Raw genomic sequence first — 13,671 nt, 5'->3', positions numbered from 1 at the left:
TTTGAGCGTTACCCTTGTTGTCCCTAGTATCGCTCTCAACAAGTGAAAGTTCAACTATCTCCCGAGGAGACATCATGACCACAGCCACCACGATCCCCGGCTACGTCGTCGGCACCTGGGACATCGACGCGGCGCACTCCGACGTCTCGTTCTCCGTCCGTCACATGATGGTCAGCAAGGTGCGCGGGCGCTTCACCGGCGTCTCGGGCGAGCTCGTCACCGCGGAGAAGTTCGAGGACTCCACCGTCACCGCGACCGTCGACGCCACCTCCCTCACCACCGGCCAGGACCAGCGCGACGGCCACATCCGCTCCGCCGACTTCTTCGATGTCGAGAAGTACCCGGAGTGGACCTTCCGGTCCACCGGCATCGCTGCGAAGGGTGACGACCACGTCCTCACCGGCGACCTCACGATCAAGGGCGTCACCAGGCCGGTCGAGTTCGACCTCGAGCTCAACGGCTTCGGCCCGGACCCCTACGGCGGCACCCGCTCCGGCTTCACCGCCACGACCACCATCAAGCGCTCGGAGTTCGGTGTCGACATCGAGCTGCCGATGGACGGCGGCGGCGTCGTCGTCAGCGAGAAGGTGAACGTGCAGCTGGAGATCGAGGCGGTCCTGCGCGCCTCCTGACCCTGCGCACGCGGCCACGGCCCCGGACCGGCGACGCCGGCACCGGGGCCGTCCCGCGTCCGTAGGCTGGCGCGGTGCGCAGCTACGCCGAGACGCCCCCCGCCGGGCCGCTGCGCGCGGTCGTCGAGGTGGCCTGGCGGGCGCACACCGGGACCGCGCCGCACACCCAGCGGGTGCTCCCCGACGGCTGCATGGACCTGCTCCTGTCCGGCGGCGAGGCGGTCGTCGCGGGCCCCGACACCACGGCGCACCTCGCCGGCTCGCCCGCGGGCGGCGTGACCACCGGCCTGCGCTTCCGCCCCGGTGCCCTCCCGGCCCTGCTGGGCGTCCCGGCCGACGCGCTGCGCGACCGCCGCGTCCCGCTCTCCGACGTGCTCGACCCCGGCCGGCGCCGGCTCCTCCGGCCCGCCCCGGCCGACGGCGACGACAGCGGAGACACCGGCGACGCCGCGTGGCTCGCCCGACTCGCCCTCGCCCTGCACGCGGCGGCCGGGGACGACCGGACTCCCGCCTCGCTCCCCCAGCCCGCGCTGCGCGCCCTGGCCGGGGGCATGCCCGCCGCGGAGCTGGCCGACCGGCTCGGCGTCACCGGTCGCACCCTGCACCGGCGCTGCGTCGCCACCCTCGGGTACGGACCGGCCGTCGCACGGCGGGTGCTGCGCTTCCGGGCCGCGGCCGCGCTGCTGTACGACGGCGTCGCCCCGGCCGCGGTCGCCGCCCGCACCGGCTACGCCGACCAGCCCCACCTGTCCCGCGAGGTCCGGGCCCTGGCCGGGGTGTCCCCCGGTGCCCTCCCGGCCGCCGCCCGGCCGGGCTCCTAGGCCCGGTCTCCCGTGCCGGGGGGCGCGACCGGTGCCGCCCACCGCGCGTGCGCCGGCAGGGGCGGCCGTACCGACGCCCCGGTCAGCAGCCCGGCGAACGCGGACGCGGCCGGGACGGGGCGGCGTCCGCGCGGGAGCACCAGCGCGATCCGCCGCCGGACGACCGGATCGGCGAGCGGGACCGCGACCAGTCCGGCGAAACCGGTGAGCGGCACCACCAGCCCGGGCACGGCCGTCACGCCGAGGCCGGCCGCGACGAGCCCCGCGACCGCGGCGATGTTGCGGGCCGCGACGCCGCGCCCGGGGCGGCTGCCCGACTCGGCCAGCGCCCGGTCCACGTGCTGGCGGATACTCGTGGACGCGTCGAAGTCGACGAACTCCTCACCGTCGAGGTCGGTCCAGCGCAGCTCCGAGCGCCCGGCGAGCGGGTGCCCCGGAGGCAGGAGGGCGCAGAACCGGTCGGCGGCCACCGGGGTGACCAGGAGGTCCTCGGAGGCCCGGCCGTGCACGACGGTGACGGCGAGGTCGGCCCGGCCGGAACGCACCCGCTCGGTGACCTCGTCGGCGAGGGCGTCGGAGATCTCCGGGCGGACCCCCGGGCGGCGGCGCAGGAACGCCGACACCACCCCCGGGAGCAGGATCGCCGCAAGCGACGGCAGCGTCGCGATCCGCACGGTGCCCGCCTGCCCGTCCAGGACGTGCTCGACGTGGCGCAGCTCCGCCGCGACCCCGTCGAGGGCCCGGCGCGCGGCCGCGACGACCGCCGCGCCGGCCGGGGTCGGCTCCAGGCGGCGGGTGGTCCGCTCGAACAGCCGCGCCCCGAGGAGCCGCTCGACCTCGGCGACCGTGCGGCTCAACGAGGGCTGCGCAGTCCGCAGCACGACCGCGGCCGCGGTGAATCCGCCCGCGTCGTGCACCGCGACCACCGTCCTGAGCTGCTGCAACGTCAGATCCATGTCGCCACCGCATCAGTCGATCCGGATTCGATCTTTGACGATCATAGGTACCGGCCCGCACCGTACGTCCGGGCCGATGCCGGCCCGGACGCCGACGAGGAGGTCGACGATGCTCGCCGCGATCGGATTCCTGACCATCGCCGTGTTCCTGGCGGCCGTGCTGTCCGGGCGGGTGTCGGTGCTGCTGGCCCTCACCGTCGTCCCGGCCGCCGCCGCCGTCGCCGCCGGGCTGGGCGGCGGGCTGGGCGAGTACGTCGCGACCGGTCTGGAGACCGTCGCCCCGGTCGCCATCATGATCACCTTCGCGATCCTGTACTTCAGCCTGATGCTCGACACCGGGCTGTTCGACCCGGCGATCCGCCGGGTGGTCCGGTGGGCGGGCGGGGACCCGTTGAAGATCTGCATCGGCACGGCCGCGCTGACCGTGCTCGTCGCCCTCGACGGTGATGGCGCCTCCACCTTCCTGATCATGGTGAGCGCCATGCTGCCCCTCTACGACCGGCTCGGGATGCGCCGGATCGTGCTGGCGGCGCTGGTGTGCCTCGGGGCCGGGGTGATGAACATGATCCCGTGGGGCGGCCCGACGGCGCGGGCGATGGCCGCGCTCGACCTCACCGCCTCCGACGTGTTCGTGCCGCTGCTGCCCGCCATGGCCGCCGGCATCGCCTGGGTGCTGCTCGCGGCCTGGGTCATCGGTCGCCGCGAACGCGCCCGCCTCGGCGTCGTCGCGCTGCCCGAGCCCGCCGACGCACCCGGGGCCGCCGGGGCGCCCGCCGTGCGGTCGCGGGCAGACCGGGTCCGGTTCGTGGTCAACGTCGTGCTCACCCTGACCCTGGTCGTCGTGCTGCTCCTGCAGCTGGCCGACCTGCCGGTGGTGTTCCTCTGCGCCTTCGTCGTCGCACTGCTGGTCAACCGGCCGACCTGGGACGGCCAGCGCGCGCTGTTCGAGAAGCACGGCCACAACGTCGTGCTGGTGACGGCGATGATCTTCGCGGCGGGCGTGTTCACCGGTGTCCTGGGCGGCACCGGGATGATCACCGCGATGGCGCAGTCGCTGGTCGGGCTCGTCCCCGAGGGCGCGGGCGGTGTGCTCCCGGTCGCGGTGGCGCTGACCTCGATGCCGCTCAGCCTGGTGTTCACCCCGGACGCGTACTACTTCGGCGTCCTGCCGGTGCTGGCGGAGACCTCGGCCGCGCTGGGCGGCGACCCCGCGGAGATCGCCCGAGCCGCGATCCTGGGCCAGATGACCACCGGGTTCCCGCTCAGCCCGCTCACCGCCTCGACCTTCATCCTGCTCGGGCTCACCGCCGTCGAGCTGGGCCGCCACCAGCGGTTCGTCTTCGGGTGGGGGTTCGGCACCACCGCCGTCATGACCGTCGTCGCGCTGCTCACCGGCGCCCTGAGCGCCTGAGGAGAGACCCCGATGCCCTCGGCCACCACCCGGATCGGCAGCGGTGCAGGCTTCGCCGGTGATCGCATCGGGCCCGCGGTCGACCTGGCCCGCCGCGGCGCGCTCGACGACCTCGTCCTGGAGTGCCTCGCCGAGCGCACCATCGCCCTCGGCCACCGCCGGCGCCTCGCCGATCCTGCCACCGGGTACGACCCCCGGCTCGGGCAGCGGCTGACCGCGCTGCTGCCGGACCTGCTCGCGGGCGGGGTCCGGCTGCTCACCAACATGGGGGCGGCCAACCCACCGGCGGCCGGTCGTGTCGTGCGCGAGCACCTCGACCGCCTCGGGTCGGCCGCGCCGGTGGCCGTCGTGACCGGCGACGACGTGCTCGACGTGGTCGACCCGGCGGCGCGCGCGGCCGAGGACGGCGTCCCCCTGCACGAGCACGGCGAGCTCGTGTCGGCCAACGCCTACCTCGGCGCCGACGCGATCGCGCCCGCGCTGGACACCGGGGCCGCAGTCGTCGTCACCGGGCGGGTGGCGGACCCGTCGCTGTTCCTCGCGCCACTGGCGCACCGGCTCGGGTGGGATCTCGACCACCCGGACGAGGCCGCCGCGGGCACCCTGGTGGGACATCTGCTGGAGTGCGCCGGACAGCTGACCGGCGGGTACGCCGCCGACCCCGGGCACCTCGACGTCCCCCGGCTCGCCGATCTCGGGTTCCCGTTCGCCGACGTCGCCGCCGACGGGACCGCGCGCTACGGCAAGCTCGACGGCACCGGCGGCCGACTCGACCGGCACACGGTCCGCGAGCAGCTGCTCTACGAGGTGACCGACCCGACCGGCTACCGCACCCCCGACGTCGTCCTGGACCTTCGCGGCGTGTCCGTGGACGACGACGGGCCCGACCGGGTCCGCGTCACCGGCGCCACCGGCCGGGCCCGCCCCGACGAGTTGAAGGTCAGCGTCGGCTACCGGGCCGGGCACCGGGTCGAGGCCGGGATCTCCTACGTGGGCCCGAACGCCGCGGCCCGGGCCCGGCTGGCCGCCGACGTCGTCGCCGAGCGGGTCCGCGGCCTCGGCGTCGCCCCCCGGATCGAGGTCCGCGGCGGCGACACCGACGCGCGGCTGCGGGTAGCGGCGCTGCACCACGACCCGGACGTGCTCGACGTCCTCGCCCACGAGGTGGAGGCGCTCTACACCAACGGCCCGGCGGGCGGGGGCGGTGTGCGCACCCGGCTCGACGAGGTCGTCGGTGTGCTGTCCACCCTCGTCCCCCGCGCGGCCGTCGTCCCGCGGGTCACCGTCCTGGAGGCCGGCTGTGCTGCTGCATGAGATCGCGCACTGCCGCGCGGGGGACAAGGGGACGGTGGCGACGCTGACCGTGGTCCCGTACGACGACGCGTCCTACCCGCTGCTCGTGGCCGTGCTGACCCCGCAGCTGGTGCAAGCGGGTCTGGACCGCTGGGTCGGCGGCGAGGTAACCCGCTACGAGCTGCCCCGGGTGAGCTGCCTGCAGTTCGTCTGCACCGGGATCCGCGGCGGCGGGGTCACCGTGTCGACCGAGCTGGACACGCACGGCAAGTCGTTGTCGTCGCGGCTGCTGGCACTGGCGCTCCCGCCGCCGCCCGGCCCGCGGTGAGCGGGGTCCGCGCCGCGGGTCAGGCCCAGGCGAACAGGTCCAGCGACGAGCCGTCGGGGTCGGTGACGGTGGCGTAGCGCTGCCCCCACGGTGCGTCGAACGGGTCCAGCACCGAGGCGTGACCGGCCGCGGTGATCAGGCGCCAGGCGTCGTCGACGGCCGCGGCGGTCGGCAGCCGGAACGCCAGCCCGATCCGTCCGTGGCCGTCCGGGGCGACGCCCGGGTGGAAGCCCTCCACCATCGACTGCAGGTCCAGGGCCAGGCGCACACCGCCGCGCAGCGTGGTCTCCACGTGCGCCTCCGTCTCGGAGCCCTCGGGGAACTCCAGCCCCAGCAGGCGATAGAAGGCCAGCGAGCGGGTCATGTCGGTGACCACGATGCCGATCATGTCGAGCTCGGCGCCGATCGAGGTGTCCATGCCCACGACGCTAGGCCGCGGCAGGCCCGGCGTCGTGAACGGATCGGACAGCGCTCAGCGCTTCCCGCGGAAGCGGCGCAGCATGTCCTGCGCCCGCTGCCGGTTGCGCGGATCGCTCGCCATCCGCTTGGCCTGGTCGCTGTAGCGACGCCCCTGCGGGCTCTTCAGGAATGCGCTGATGCGCCCGATGATGCCGGCCATGACGACCTCCGTGGTGGCGGGCCGCGACACGGACGTGTACGGCTCCGTGCACAGGATGCCCGTTTCGTCCGGACATCATTCCACCGGGTGACGATCCCCGGACACACGACGGGCCCCGCCGCAGGATGCGGCGGGGCCCGTGTGCGCGGAGCGCGCCTACAGGTACTGGCCGGTGTTCGACGCGGTGTCGATCGCGCGGCCGGTGGCGTCGTTCTTGCCGGTGACCAGGGTGCGGATGTAGACGATCCGCTCCCCCTTCTTGCCCGAGATCCGCGCCCAGTCGTCGGGGTTGGTCGTGTTCGGGAGGTCCTCGTTCTCGGCGAACTCGTCGACGATCGCGTCCAGCAGGTGCTGGACCCGCAGGCCCGGCTGGCCGGACTCGAGCACCGCCTTGATCGCGGACTTCTTCCCGCGGTCGACGATGTTCTGGATCATCGCGCCGGAGTTGAAGTCCTTGAAGTAGAGGGTCTCCTTGTCGCCGTTGGCGTAGGTGACCTCGAGGAACCGGTTCTCCTCGGACTCGTCGTACATCCGCTCGGTGATCCGCTGGATCATCCCGTCCACGCAGGCCTTGCGGCTGCCGCCGAACTCGGCGACGTCGTCGGCGTGGATGGGCAGCGTCTCGGTCAGGTACTTCGAGAAGATGTCCTTCGCGCCCTCGGCGTCCGGACGCTCGATCTTGATCTTCACGTCGAGCCGGCCCGGCCGCAGGATCGCCGGGTCGATCATGTCCTCACGGTTCGAGGCACCGATGACGATGACGTTCTCCAGTCCCTCGACGCCGTCGATCTCGGCGAGGAGCTGGGGGACGATCGTCGTCTCCACGTCGGAGGACACACCCGAGCCGCGGGTCCGGAAGATCGAGTCCATCTCGTCGAAGAACACGATCACCGGGGTGCCGGCGCTCGCCTTCTCCCGCGCGCGCTGGAAGATCAGCCGGATGTGCCGCTCGGTCTCGCCGACGAACTTGTTGAGCAGCTCGGGGCCCTTGATGTTGAGGAAGAACGCGCGCCCCTCGTCCGGGTCGTCGCCCCGCTGCTTGGCGATCTTCTTCGCCAGCGAATTCGCGACGGCCTTCGCGATGAGCGTCTTCCCGCACCCGGGCGGCCCGTAGAGCAGCACGCCCTTGGGCGGACGCAGCTCGTACTGAGTGAACAGCTCGGTGTGCAGGAACGGCAGCTCGACCGCGTCCTGGATCTGCTCGATCTGCCGGGACAGGCCGCCGATGTCGGAGTAGGCGATGTCCGGGACCTCCTCGAGCACGAGGTCCTCGACCTCGGCCTTGGCGACCCGTTCGTAGGCGTAGCCCGCCCGCGAGTCGACCATGACCGAGTCGCCGGACTTGAGCGGGCTGGTGCCCTCCTCCTGTCCGAGCTCGAACAGCGGCGCCGCCAGCCAGACGACCCGCTCCTCGTCGGAGTGGCCGACGACCAGGCCACGACCGGCCGAGCCGTCCTCACCCGGACGGGAGATGATCTCCCGCAGCGAGTAGAGGTCACCGACCTGCTCGAAGCCCATGGCCTCGACCACGGTGAGCGCCTCGTTGAGCCGGACGGACTGGCCGCTGCGCAGCGTCTCGCCCTCGACCGCCGGGGACACGGGGACCCGCATCCGGCGGCCGGAGGTGAAGACGTCGACCGTGTCGTCGTCGTACCGGCCGAGGAAGACCCCGTAGCCGGACGGCGGCTGCGCGAGCCGGTCGACCTCCTCGCGGAGCGCGACCAGCTGGCCGCGGGCCTCCTTGAGGGTCTCGGTCAGCTTCTCGTTCCGAGCGTTGAGCGCGGAGAGCCGGCTCGTGGTCTCGGCGAGACGCTGTTCCAGCACTCGGGCGTGCCGGGGCGTCTCGGTCAGCCGTTGACGCAGCGTGGAGATCTCGTGCTCGAGGTGACGGATGTGCTCGGCGGCCTCAGCGGGGCTGAGGTCGCGGTCAGACTGGAAACCCTGGTTGCCGGGACCGTCGTCGTAGGGGTGGTTCACGGCAGCCTCCCTCCGTGTTCCGTCTCACCACGGTACCCGTGACGGGTGACCGCGACGGTGCGTCGAACCGGTGATCCGGGCCTCAGCCGGTCGGCACCATGTGGTCACTCTGCGGCTTCACGGGCGTCACCGCCACGTCCACACGGAGGGTAGTTCGTAACGTTCTCGTTCCGCGCTCGGGCGCGTCGTGGTCGTGATCCGGTCGAAACCGGACAGAACGCCCGAGTTCAGCGGCCGGTCGGCCGTCGCTGCTGCCGGGGCGGCGTGACGCCGTCGGCGAGCCGCCGGGTGGTCAGCAGGAAGGCCGTATGGGCGATCATCCGATGCTCCGGACGGACGGCCAGACCCACCACGTGCCAGGGGCGGACCATCGCCTCCCACGACTCGGGCTCGGTCCAGCACTGCATCTCGCGCAACGCCTCGGTGAGCACCGACAGCTGGGTGGTGGTCGCGACGTAGCCGACGAGGATCCCGCCCGGCACCAGGCAGTCGCGGACGGTGTCGAGCACGTCCCACGGCGAGAGCATGTCCAGCACGACCCGGTCGACCTCGCCGCGGTGCTGCCGGACGTCACCGACGGTCAGCTCCCAGTGCGGGGGCCGGTGGCCGAAGAAGGTCTCGACGTTGGTGACCGCGTGCGGGGCGTGGTCGTCGCGGACCTCGTAGGAGATCACCTTGCCGGTCGGCCCGACGGCCTGCAGCAGCGAGCAGGTCAGCGCACCGGACCCGGCGCCGGCCTCCAGCACCCGCGCGCCGGGGAACACGTCGCCCCACATGAGGATCTGCGCGGAGTCCTTGGGGTAGATCACCTGGGCGCCCCGGGGCATCGACAGCACGTAGTCGGCCAGGCGGGGGCGCATGGTCAGGTACGGCGTGTTCGCCGCCGAGTGCACGAGCCCGCCCTCGGGCGAGCCGATGATGTCGTCGTGGTCGATCTGGCCGCGGTGGGTGTGGTACGCCCCGCCGGCCTGCAGGACGACGGTGTAGCGGCGGCCCTTGGGGTCGGTGAGCTGCACCCGGTCGCCCTCGCGGAACGGCCCGCCGCGGCGCGGGGGCACCCAGGTGGCCGGCTCGGGCTCGGCCGGCTCGTCGGCGGAGGGGACGGTGTCGATAATCTCCGCGTCGATGATCGCCGCGTCGACGGGCGCCGCGTCGACGGGCTCCTCGGCCTGCGGGGTGTCGAGGGGCGCGGACTCGGTCGGCGCGTCGGGCGTCGGGGCGTCGTGCACGGGCGACGACGCTATCCGCGCGCACCCCCGGCCCCGACGCCGGGGCACGTGGGCTCCCCCGCGGCGCCCGGAACCGTCGGGGGTCGCGGCTAGCCTGCCGCCATGACCGCAGCCCCCGCCGACGAGCCCGGCCCGGACCCGGCCGCACCGGGCCCCGCGGTCGTCCCCGCACCGGTCGCGGCACCGCCGCGGCCGCCCGCGCTGTCACCGTCGCGGGCGGCGGACTTCCGCCGCTGCCCGCTGCTCTACCGGTTCCGCGCGGTCGACCGGCTGCCGGAGCCGCCGTCGCGGGCGCAGGTCCGCGGCACCCTGGTGCACGCCGTGCTGGAGCAGCTGTTCGCGCGGGACCCGGCCGACCGGACCCCACAGGCCGCCCGGGAGCTGCTCGGCCCCTGCTGGGACGACCTCGCGGCCGCGGAGCCCGCCGCGGCGGCGCTGTTCACCGGCCCGGAGGACCCGCAGCTCGCGCTCTGGCTGGACTCGGCCTCGGCGCTGCTCGACCGCTACTTCGCGCTGGAGGACCCGGCCGGCGTCACCGCGACGGCGGTGGAGGCCCGCATCGAGGCGACCCTGCCCGGTGCCGACGGCGCGGCGCCGGTGCCGCTGCGCGGCATCCTGGACCGGCTCGACGACGGCCCCGACGGGCTGCGGGTGGTCGACTACAAGACCGGCGCGACGCCCGGCGAGGGCTACGAGTCCGGCGTGCTGTTCCAGCTCAAGTTCTACGCGCTGGCCGTCCTGCTGACCCACGGCCGCGTCCCCGACGAGCTGCGCCTCCTCTACCTGGCCGACGGGACCGCCCTGACCTACCGGCCCGACGCCGAGGAGCTCACCCGCTTCGGGCGCCTGCTCGAGGCGGTGTGGACCGCCATCCGGCTCGCCGCCCCCACCGGGGACTTCCGGCCCCGCACCGGCCCGGCCTGCCGCACCTGCGACCACAAGGCCCACTGCCCCGCCTGGGGCGGCACTCCCCCGCCCTACCCCGGCTGGCCGGGCGGCGCGGCATGATCGACGGGTGAGCGCACCGCCCCCGATCCCGCCCGGCCCGTTCTACCTGCCCCGCGGCGAGCAGACCGCCGACGGCGTCACCCACGCCGCGTTCGAGGCGACGCCGTCGACGACCGGCCCCTGGTTCGCCGACGCCCAGCACATGGGCCCGCCCTCGGCGCTGCTGGTCCGCGCCCTCGAACGGCTGCCCGAGTCCCGCCCCGGCGGCGCCGAGGCCGGGTGGCGGATCGCCCGCGTCACCGTCGAGGTGCTCGGGGCGGTGCCCGCCGGGCCGGTCACGGTCACCGCGGGCGTCGAGCGGCCCGGGCGGACGATCGAGCTGCTGTCGGCGACGATGCGCGCCGGTGACCGGGACGTGCTCCGGGCCCGGGCCTGGCGGCTCGCCGCGTCCGACACCGCCGTCGTCGCGCAGGGGCAGGCGGCCGCGCTGCCCGGGCGGGACGCCGCCGTCGTGCGCACCGAGCGGCCGGACGGCTGGCTGCCCGGGTTCCTCGACGCGATCGAGTGGGCCTGGCTCGACGGGGGCCGCCTCGGCGACGAAGGCCCGGGGCGCGGCTGGATCCGCATGCGGGTCCCGCTCGTCGAGGGCGAGGAGCCGAGCCCGGCGCAGCGGCTGATGGTCGCCGCGGACTGTGCGAACGGGCTCGCCGCACCGCTGGACGTGACGCGCTGGCTGTTCGTCAACACCGAGCTGACGGTGCACCTGCACCGGGCCCCGGCCGGCGAGTGGATCGGCGTGGATGCCGCGACCGTCGTCGGGCCGGACGGGCTGGGCACCTGCTCGGCCACCCTGTTCGACGACGACGGGCACACCGGCCGGATCGCCCAGTCCCTGACCGTCCGGGCCCGCTAGCTGTGATGCCCAGCCAGGTTGTTCAACCTGGTGATGGGTGTGGCCTTTCCGATTGCCGAGTGGGGCCTGTGGTGGTTGTAGTCGTGGACCCATGCTGGCAGAGCCGCGAGTCGGGCTGACTCGGAGTTGTAGAGCTTCTTGAAGGCCCAGCCCTCGGCCAGGGTCCTGTGGAAGCGCTCGATCTTCCCGTTCGTCTGCGGCCGGTAGGGCCGTGTCTTTTTCGGGGTGATGCCCAGCTCGGCACAGGTGTCGCGCCAGAGATGAGACTTGTAGCAGCCGCCGTTGTCGCTGAGCACGCGTTTGACCGTGACACCGCGGCAGGCGAACCAGGCGACCGCGTTACGCAGGACCGCGGCCGCGGTCTGCTTGGTCTCGTCCTCGTGTGCTTCGACATAGGCGACTCGAGAGTGATCGTCGATGACGGTGTGCAGGTAGCAGGTGCCCAGCAGAGGCTGGTGGTACCGACTCCTGGGCAGACCGGTTCGTGTCGAGGTCACCGCACGGTTCTTCTCGCCTTGTCGACGACCGACGTAGCGCCATCCGCCTCCGTCGGGGACCTTGCCGAGCTTCTTGACATCGACGTGGATCAAGTCGCCGGGCGCCTCGTGCTCGTAGCGGCGGATCGGCTCGCCAGTAGCCCGGTCGATGTGGGTGAGCCGGTTGATGCGACAGCGCACGAGCACGGCGTGCACGGTCGAGGACGCCATGTCGAGCCGGTCGCCGATCTCGACCGGTCCCAGGCGCTGCTTCCAGCGCAGGTGCACGATCTTGCGGACCACCGGCGCCGGCGTGCGGTTCGGCTGGTGACGGGGGGCCGAGGACCGGTCGTGCATCCCGGCCGGGCCTTCATCGCGGTAGCGCTGGGCCCACTTGTTCGCAGTCCGCCACGAGACGTCGTAGCGCTCGGCGGCGCGGGCCACAGACCAGCCTAGATCGACGACCAAGCGAGCGAGTCGGAGTCGGGCACGACAGGTGAGCGCGGCATTGGAGTGGGTAGCGTGGGACACGAAGGCCTCCTGGGTGCGGAGCGGTTCCTCGACAGCTCCACTCCACACCCGGGAGGCCTTCGCCCATCTACAGATCAGACCGTGTCGTCACACGATCTCGACCAACGTGCCTGGGCATCACAGCTAGCCGTACGGCGGCACTGCCCGGGCGACGCGACGGCGGCCCGCCACCGGAGTCACCGGGGGCGGGCCGCCGTGGGGGGAACGGACGTCGGACGGGGTGGGCTCAGTGGCCGTGGCCGTTGACCGTCATCGCGCGGCAGGACCGGATCTCCGAGGTGAGGATCGCGGTGGCGCCGATGTCGGCGAGCTTGTCCATCACGCGGTTCGTGTCCTTGGTGCGCACCATCGTGCGGACCGCGACCCAGCCCTTCTTCGACAGCGGCGAGACCGTCGGCGCCTGCAGGCCCGGCGCGACCTTCTCCACGGCCTCCAGCAGCCCCTCCGGGCAGTCGAAGTCCATCATCAGGTACTCGCGGGCCACGACGACGCCCTGCAGCCGGTCGGCGAAGACCTTCTTCAGGCGGGTGGTCTCTGCGTCCTCGGCGCGGTCGTGCCGCTTCTCCCGCTCGATGAGCGTGGCCTGCGAGGTGGCGATGGCCTCGCCGATGATCTGCAGACCGTGCTGGCGCAGCGTGCGCCCGGAGGACACGACGTCGGCGATCGCGTCGGCCAGACCCAGCTGGATGGAGATCTCCACCGCGCCGTCGAGCTTCACGATCTCCGCGCCGATCCGCTTGCCGGACAGGTACGAGCGGACCAGGCGGGGGTAGGACGTCGCGATCTTGCGGCCGTCGAGGTCCTCGATCTTCCAGTCGGCGTCGGCCGGGGCCGCGAAGTGGAACCGCGACTTGCCGAAGCCGAGCGGGATGATCTCCTGGGTCTGGCTGCCCGACTCCTCCATGAGGTCGAAGCCGGTGACGCCCAGGTGCAGGTCACCCTTGCCGACGTAGGTCGCGATGTCCTTGGGCCGCAGGTAGAAGAACTCGATCTCGTTCTCGTCGTCGACCACGCTGAGGTCGCGTGAGTCGGTCCGCTGGCGGTACCCCGCCTCGCGCATCATCGTCGCGGCGGGCTCGGCCAGGGTGCCCTTGTTCGGCAGTGCCACGCGGAGCATTTCCGCTCTCCTGACGGTCGTCGTCGGTGGTGGTGTCGGTGGGTCGGGTCGACCTACAGATGCTTGTACACGTCCTCGAGGGTGAGCCCCCGCTGGAGCATGATCACCTGCAGCCGGTACAGCAGCTGCGAGATCTCCTCCGCCAGCTCGTCGTCGCCCTGGTACTCGGCGGCGATCCAGACCTCACCGGCCTCCTCGAGCACCTTCTTGCCCTGGGCGTGCACCCCGGCGTCCAGCGCGGCGACGGTTCCCGAACCGGCCGGCCGTTCCTGGGCCTTGGCCTGCAGCTCGGCGAACAAGTCGTCGAATGTCTTCACGGGTACCAGTGTGAACGGTGACCCACGCCGCACGCCGGGCGCATCCGGGGCGGTAAGCCGTGTGGGCAACGGACCGCGCCGGATGGTTCACCCGGAGTGAGCA

General features: G+C 73.2%; 15 protein-coding genes. 7 read left to right on the top strand and 8 right to left on the bottom strand.

The features are described from left to right. Positions 1-74: 74 nt before the first annotated feature. Together KPL60_RS05445 and KPL60_RS34510 are read left to right on the top strand one after the other, a co-directional pair. A complete protein-coding gene (locus tag KPL60_RS05445) occupies positions 75-632 on the top strand; it encodes a YceI family protein (RefSeq protein ID WP_226357192.1) in 558 nt (185 codons plus the stop codon). A 74-nt stretch (positions 633-706) separates the two neighbouring features. Further along, positions 707-1,453, top strand: a complete 747-nt coding sequence (locus KPL60_RS34510; RefSeq protein WP_226365107.1) for a helix-turn-helix domain-containing protein — start codon at positions 707-709, stop codon at positions 1,451-1,453. Here KPL60_RS34510 and KPL60_RS05435 read toward each other — a convergent pair. Next, positions 1,450-2,409: a LysR family transcriptional regulator gene (locus tag KPL60_RS05435; RefSeq protein WP_178373765.1), complete on the bottom strand. Its 960-nt coding sequence runs from the start codon at positions 2,407-2,409 to the stop codon at positions 1,450-1,452. The two genes, KPL60_RS34510 and KPL60_RS05435, sit on opposite strands and share 4 nt — an antisense overlap. Positions 2,410-2,518: 109 nt before the next feature. Between KPL60_RS05435 and KPL60_RS05430 the strand changes: the two genes are divergently transcribed. Genes KPL60_RS05430 through KPL60_RS05420 form a run of 3 tightly spaced genes read left to right on the top strand, consistent with a single transcriptional unit; the run spans position 2,519 to position 5,441 of the window. After that, entirely contained in the window at positions 2,519-3,820 is a 1,302-nt protein-coding gene (locus KPL60_RS05430; protein WP_226365106.1) for a CitMHS family transporter, read from the top strand. A 12-nt stretch (positions 3,821-3,832) separates the two neighbouring features. Further along, positions 3,833-5,134, top strand: coding sequence for an acyclic terpene utilization AtuA family protein (locus tag KPL60_RS05425; RefSeq protein ID WP_226365105.1), 1,302 nt, complete (start codon positions 3,833-3,835; stop codon positions 5,132-5,134). After that, positions 5,121-5,441, top strand: a complete 321-nt coding sequence (locus KPL60_RS05420) for a hypothetical protein (RefSeq protein ID WP_226365104.1) — start codon at positions 5,121-5,123, stop codon at positions 5,439-5,441. The genes KPL60_RS05425 and KPL60_RS05420 overlap by 14 nt, the downstream gene beginning before the upstream one ends. 19 nt (positions 5,442-5,460) lie before the next feature. Here KPL60_RS05420 and KPL60_RS05415 read toward each other — a convergent pair whose 3' ends face one another. The 4 genes from KPL60_RS05415 to KPL60_RS05400 all read right to left on the bottom strand — a co-directional run bounded on the left by KPL60_RS05415 (position 5,461) and on the right by KPL60_RS05400 (position 9,095). After that, positions 5,461-5,859, bottom strand: coding sequence for a VOC family protein (locus KPL60_RS05415; RefSeq protein WP_178373761.1), 399 nt, complete (start codon positions 5,857-5,859; stop codon positions 5,461-5,463). A 54-nt stretch (positions 5,860-5,913) separates the two neighbouring features. Next, entirely contained in the window at positions 5,914-6,060 is a 147-nt protein-coding gene (locus KPL60_RS05410; protein WP_168172083.1) for a hypothetical protein, read from the bottom strand. 156 nt (positions 6,061-6,216) lie between these two features. Further along, positions 6,217-8,037, bottom strand: coding sequence for a proteasome ATPase (arc, locus tag KPL60_RS05405; protein ID WP_226357195.1), 1,821 nt, complete (start codon positions 8,035-8,037; stop codon positions 6,217-6,219). Positions 8,038-8,264: 227 nt separating this feature from the next. After that, positions 8,265-9,095: a tRNA (adenine-N1)-methyltransferase gene (locus KPL60_RS05400; protein WP_073575314.1), complete on the bottom strand. Its 831-nt coding sequence runs from the start codon at positions 9,093-9,095 to the stop codon at positions 8,265-8,267. Positions 9,096-9,368: 273 nt separating this feature from the next. Between KPL60_RS05400 and KPL60_RS05395 the strand changes: the two genes are divergently transcribed. Both KPL60_RS05395 and KPL60_RS05390 read left to right on the top strand, forming a co-directional pair. Continuing rightward, entirely contained in the window at positions 9,369-10,274 is a 906-nt protein-coding gene (locus KPL60_RS05395; RefSeq protein WP_226365103.1) for a PD-(D/E)XK nuclease family protein, read from the top strand. Positions 10,275-10,281: 7 nt separating this feature from the next. Then, positions 10,282-11,127, top strand: a complete 846-nt coding sequence (locus KPL60_RS05390) for a thioesterase family protein (protein WP_226357197.1) — start codon at positions 10,282-10,284, stop codon at positions 11,125-11,127. On the opposite strand, the gene KPL60_RS05385 is transcribed toward KPL60_RS05390, so the two are convergent. From KPL60_RS05385 to KPL60_RS05375, 3 genes are all read right to left on the bottom strand, one after another. After that, the gene (locus tag KPL60_RS05385) at positions 11,124-12,134 is read right to left on the bottom strand and encodes an IS481 family transposase (protein ID WP_226365102.1); all 1,011 of its coding nucleotides are present in this window, start codon (positions 12,132-12,134) and stop codon (positions 11,124-11,126) included. The genes KPL60_RS05390 and KPL60_RS05385 overlap by 4 nt on opposite strands. Before the next feature lie 226 nt (positions 12,135-12,360). Next, entirely contained in the window at positions 12,361-13,251 is an 891-nt protein-coding gene (hisG, locus tag KPL60_RS05380) for an ATP phosphoribosyltransferase (RefSeq protein ID WP_100877718.1), read from the bottom strand. Between the two features lie 53 nt (positions 13,252-13,304). Further along, a complete protein-coding gene (locus KPL60_RS05375) occupies positions 13,305-13,568 on the bottom strand; it encodes a phosphoribosyl-ATP diphosphatase (RefSeq protein WP_062395155.1) in 264 nt (87 codons plus the stop codon). Between the last annotated feature and the right edge of the window lie 103 nt (positions 13,569-13,671).

Origin of the sequence: Pseudonocardia sp. ICBG162 (genome assembly GCF_020496225.1) — a bacterium.
Lineage (GTDB): Bacteria > Actinomycetota > Actinomycetes > Mycobacteriales > Pseudonocardiaceae > Pseudonocardia > Pseudonocardia alni.
This window is presented reverse-complemented; position numbering and strand designations above follow the sequence as displayed.

Bases quoted from the DNA above. Each gene is read 5' to 3' on its own strand.
- KPL60_RS05445 (WP_226357192.1), top strand. From the start codon at position 75: ATGACCACAGCCACCACGATCCCCGGCTACGTCGTCGGCACCTGGGAC.
- KPL60_RS05435 (WP_178373765.1), bottom strand. From the start codon at position 2,409: ATGGATCTGACGTTGCAGCAGCTCAGGACGGTGGTCGCGGTGCACGAC.
- KPL60_RS05430 (WP_226365106.1), top strand. From the start codon at position 2,519: ATGCTCGCCGCGATCGGATTCCTGACCATCGCCGTGTTCCTGGCGGCC.
- KPL60_RS05425 (WP_226365105.1), top strand. From the start codon at position 3,833: ATGCCCTCGGCCACCACCCGGATCGGCAGCGGTGCAGGCTTCGCCGGT.
- KPL60_RS05415 (WP_178373761.1), bottom strand. From the start codon at position 5,859: ATGGACACCTCGATCGGCGCCGAGCTCGACATGATCGGCATCGTGGTC.
- KPL60_RS05410 (WP_168172083.1), bottom strand. From the start codon at position 6,060: ATGGCCGGCATCATCGGGCGCATCAGCGCATTCCTGAAGAGCCCGCAG.
- KPL60_RS05395 (WP_226365103.1), top strand. From the start codon at position 9,369: ATGACCGCAGCCCCCGCCGACGAGCCCGGCCCGGACCCGGCCGCACCG.
- hisG (WP_100877718.1), bottom strand. From the start codon at position 13,251: ATGCTCCGCGTGGCACTGCCGAACAAGGGCACCCTGGCCGAGCCCGCC.